General features: G+C 73.7%; 3 protein-coding genes. All 3 read left to right on the top strand.

What is annotated here, in order from left to right; all coding sequences use genetic code 11:
- Positions 1–15: 15 nt before the first annotated feature.
- The gene (locus AOK24_RS43470; RefSeq protein ID WP_055725346.1) at positions 16–1,146 is read left to right on the top strand and encodes an SIS domain-containing protein; all 1,131 of its coding nucleotides are present in this window, start codon (positions 16–18) and stop codon (positions 1,144–1,146) included.
- Positions 1,147–1,186: 40 nt separating this feature from the next.
- Positions 1,187–2,338, top strand: coding sequence for a mannose-6-phosphate isomerase, class I (gene manA, locus AOK24_RS43465; RefSeq protein ID WP_055725345.1), 1,152 nt, complete (start codon positions 1,187–1,189; stop codon positions 2,336–2,338).
- A gap of 122 nt (positions 2,339–2,460) precedes the next feature.
- The gene (locus AOK24_RS43460; protein ID WP_055725344.1) at positions 2,461–3,441 is read left to right on the top strand and encodes a cation diffusion facilitator family transporter; all 981 of its coding nucleotides are present in this window, start codon (positions 2,461–2,463) and stop codon (positions 3,439–3,441) included.
- The last annotated feature ends 336 nt before the right edge of the window (positions 3,442–3,777 follow it).

The raw sequence follows: 3,777 nt of genomic DNA, 5'->3' as shown, positions 1-3,777 counted from the left end.
ATCGGAGACCCCGCCATGCTCGACGAATCACTCCTCGACACGCCGGAGGCCCTCGCCGAGGCCGACCGCCGAGCCCTCCTGCGCGGCGCGGCAGAGGCAGGCGCACGAGTCCGCACGGCAACGAGGCTCACGGCAGAAGCCGGCGTACGGGACCTGAAACCGGACGGCCGCCCCCGAGGCATCCTGATCGCCGGCCCAGGCGCCGCAGCGACCTGCGTGGCCGACCTCCTCGCCACCCTCGCGGGCGCGTCCTGCCCGGTCACCCGCCTCGCCCCCACCGGCGTGGCCCCCGCAGCGGGAGCCCTCCGCTGGGACCTCCCGGGCTGGGCGGGCTCGGTGGACCTCCTCCTGATCGCCACCCCGGACGGCACGGAACCGGGCCTGTCACTCCTCGCGGAACAGGCGTACCGGCGCGGCTGCACGGTCGTAGCGGTCGCCCCCGCCCGCACCCCCCTCGCGGAGGCGACAGGCGCCTCGCACAGCCTGTTCCTGCCCCTGGCGACGGCTCCGTACGACGCGGAGGCGCAACCGCTCACGGCGTCGGCCCCCGGCGTCCTGTGGGCGCTCCTGACGCCCCTCCTGGCCCTCCTGGACCGCATCGGCCTGACCACGGCCCCGCCGGAGACCCTGGAGCAGATCGCCGACCGCCTCGACCACGTCGCGGAACGCTGCGGCCCGGCGGTCGCGACGTACAGCAACCCGGCGAAGACCCTCGCGGGTGAACTCGCGGACGCGCTCCCGGTGATCTGGACGGAGGGCGTCTCCGCTGGCCCGGCGGGCCGCCGCTTCGCCGCCGCCCTGGCCGAACTCGCCGGCCGCCCCGCCCTGGTCGCCGAACTCCCGGAGGCCCTCGCCGCGCACAGCGCCCTCCTCGCGGGCCCGCTGGCGGCCGGCGCCGACCCGGACGACTTCTTCCGCGACCGCGTCGACGACCCGCCCGCGCTGCACGCGCGCGTGGTGCTCCTCCGGGACCGCCCCAGCGGTGGCCTCAGCGCCGCCCCCGCAGCCCGTGACCTGGCCCTCGGCCACGACACGCCGATCAGCGAACTCGACCCCGAAGAGGGCACCGAACTGGAGACCCTGGCCGAGCTGATCGCCATCACGGATTTCGCCGCCGTTTACCTCGCGCTGGCCTCCGGGGCCTGATCCTGTTCCCGGCCCGCACCTTCACGCAAGAGAGAACCGTATGGACCGCCTCGACAACACCGTCCGCCCCTACGCCTGGGGTTCCACCACCGCGATCCCGCACCTCCTCGGCGTGGAGCCGACCGGCGAACCCCAGGCGGAGATGTGGATGGGCGCCCACCCCGGCGCCCCCTCGCGCACCGCGCGCGGGACCCTCGTCGAGGTCATCGACGCGCACCCGCGCGAGGAGCTCGGCGAGGCGGCCACCGCCAAGTTCGGCCCCCGCCTGCCGTTCCTCCTCAAACTCCTCGCGGCCGGCGCCCCCCTCTCCCTCCAGGTGCACCCGAACCTCCAGCAGGCGAAGGAGGGTTACGGCGACGAGGAGGCCCGCGGCGTCCCCGTCGACGCCCCGCACCGCAACTACAAGGACGCCAACCACAAGCCCGAACTCATCTGCGCGCTCACCGAGTTCGACGGCCTGTGCGGCTTCCGCGCCCCCGAGGAGTCCGCCGCCCTCCTGGAGGGCCTCGGCGTCGACTCCCTCAAGCCGTACGCCGACCTCCTGCGCGCGCACCCCGAGGACGCGGCCCTGCGCGAGGTCCTCACGGCCGTCCTGAGCGCCGACCGCGCGGAGATGACCCGCACGGTCACCGAGGCGACCGCCGCCTGCGAACACCTCGGCGGCGCCTACGCGCCGTACGCCGAGATCGCCCGCCACTACCCCGGCGACCCCGGCGTCATCGCCGCGATGCTCCTCAACCACGTACGGCTCCAGCCCGGCGAGGCCCTGTTCCTCGGCGCGGGCATCCCGCACGCGTACCTCAGCGGCCTGGGCGTCGAGATCATGGCCAACTCGGACAACGTCCTGCGCTGCGGGCTGACCCCCAAGCACGTCGACGTCCCCGAACTCCTGCGCGTCGTCCGCTTCGAGGCGACCGGCCCCGGCGTCCTGCGCCCCGAGGCGTCCCCGGACGGCGAGGAGGTCTACGACACCCCGATCGACGAGTTCCGCCTCTCCCGGTACGTCCTGCCCGAGGGCACGTCCGTCCACGACCTCACCCGGGAGGCCCCGCAGATCCTGCTCTGCACGGCCGGAACGGTCCGCGCCGGGGAGCACGACCTCGCGCCGGGGCAGTCCGTGTTCGTCGCCGCCGGCGAGAAGACCCAGGTGAGCGGTGCGGGCACGCTGTTCAGGGCCACCGTGGTCGTCTGATCCGATCATCGGACCGGGGCTGTGGACAACTCCCGCACCACGGCCCCGGGATGCTGTAACAATGGCCCACCGGCAAAGGCCCGGCAAAGCGCTGTACGGAGACGAAGGGATCGGGCGAGCACATGAGCGCGTCAGGCGGCACCAAGGCGATCGTGGCGGCACTCGGCGCCAACCTCGCGATCGCGGTATCGAAGTTCGTGGCGTTCGCCTTCAGCGGCTCCTCGTCCATGCTCGCCGAAGGCGTGCACTCCCTCGCCGACTCCGGCAACCAGGCGCTGCTCCTCGTCGGCGGCAAGAAGGCCCAGCGCGAGGCGACCCCGCAACACCCCTTCGGGTACGGCCGCGAGCGCTACATCTACGCCTTCCTCGTCTCCATCGTGCTCTTCTCCATCGGCGGCATGTTCGCGATCTACGAGGGCTACGAGAAGATCAGGCACCCGCACGAACTGGAGCACTGGTACTGGCCGGTGGGCGTCCTGGTCTTCGCGATCATCGCCGAGAGCTTCTCCTTCCGGACGGCCATCAAGGAGTCCAACGAACTGCGCGGCAAGCTCTCCTGGAAGGAGTTCGTCCGCCGCGCCAAGGCGCCCGAGCTGCCCGTCGTCCTCCTGGAGGACCTCGGCGCCCTCGTCGGCCTGATCCTCGCCCTCGGCGGCGTCGGCCTCGCGCTCGCCACGGGCGACGGCGTCTGGGACGGCATCGGCACGCTCTGCATCGGCATCCTCCTCGTCCTCATCGCCCTCGTCCTCGCCGCCGAGACGAAGTCCCTGCTCCTCGGCGAGTCCGCGGGCCTGGAGGAGGTCAAGAAGATCGAGGCCGCGATCGTCGACGGCGACACGGTGACCCGCGTCATCCACATGCGCACCCTCCACCTCGGCCCCGAGGAACTCCTCGTCGCCGCCAAGGTCGCCGTCCAGCACGACGACACCGCCACCGAGGTCGCCACAGCCATCAACGCCGCCGAGTCCCGCATCCGCGAGGCCGTGCCGATCGCCCGCGTCATCTACCTCGAACCGGACATCTACAGCGAGACAGAGGCCGCCAAGGGATCGGACCCGGAGGCGGCTCCGGGGGGCCCGACGCTCACACCGGCGGACCACTGAGGGGGCTCAGACCCGGGGGCTGCGATAGGACCAGCGGCTGACAGGGCGGCGGGGCCCGGCTCAGGGGCGTCACGCGGGCGCGGGGCGGTTCTCGCTTCTGATGGGCGCGGCACGGCTCCCGCCTCCGCCGCAGGGCGCCCCGACGGGCGCGGTGAGGCTCGCGCCCGGTCTGCCTCCCCGTGTGCCGTGCGCTCGCGCGGCCCCGCCGTCCCTGGCTCGGCCCGGCGCGTGACCCCGTGCCAGGCCGGCGCCCAGCCCCGCCTCCGCCGTGGAGATCCGCCGTACGGTGCCCGGAAGGCCGGCCCCCGGCCCCGCCTCCGCCGCAGGGTGCCCCGA

This window comes from Streptomyces niveiscabiei (assembly GCF_001419795.1).
GTDB lineage: Bacteria > Actinomycetota > Actinomycetes > Streptomycetales > Streptomycetaceae > Streptomyces > Streptomyces niveiscabiei.
Note: the sequence above shows the minus strand (reverse complement) of the source record. Positions and strands in the feature narration are given on the sequence as shown.

What these genes read in the sequence shown, in the direction of transcription:
- AOK24_RS43470 (WP_055725346.1), top strand. Translation starts at nt 16, where the DNA reads ATGCTCGACGAATCACTCCTCGACACGCCGGAGGCCCTCGCCGAGGCC.
- manA (WP_055725345.1), top strand. Translation starts at nt 1,187, where the DNA reads ATGGACCGCCTCGACAACACCGTCCGCCCCTACGCCTGGGGTTCCACC.
- AOK24_RS43460 (WP_055725344.1), top strand. Translation starts at nt 2,461, where the DNA reads ATGAGCGCGTCAGGCGGCACCAAGGCGATCGTGGCGGCACTCGGCGCC.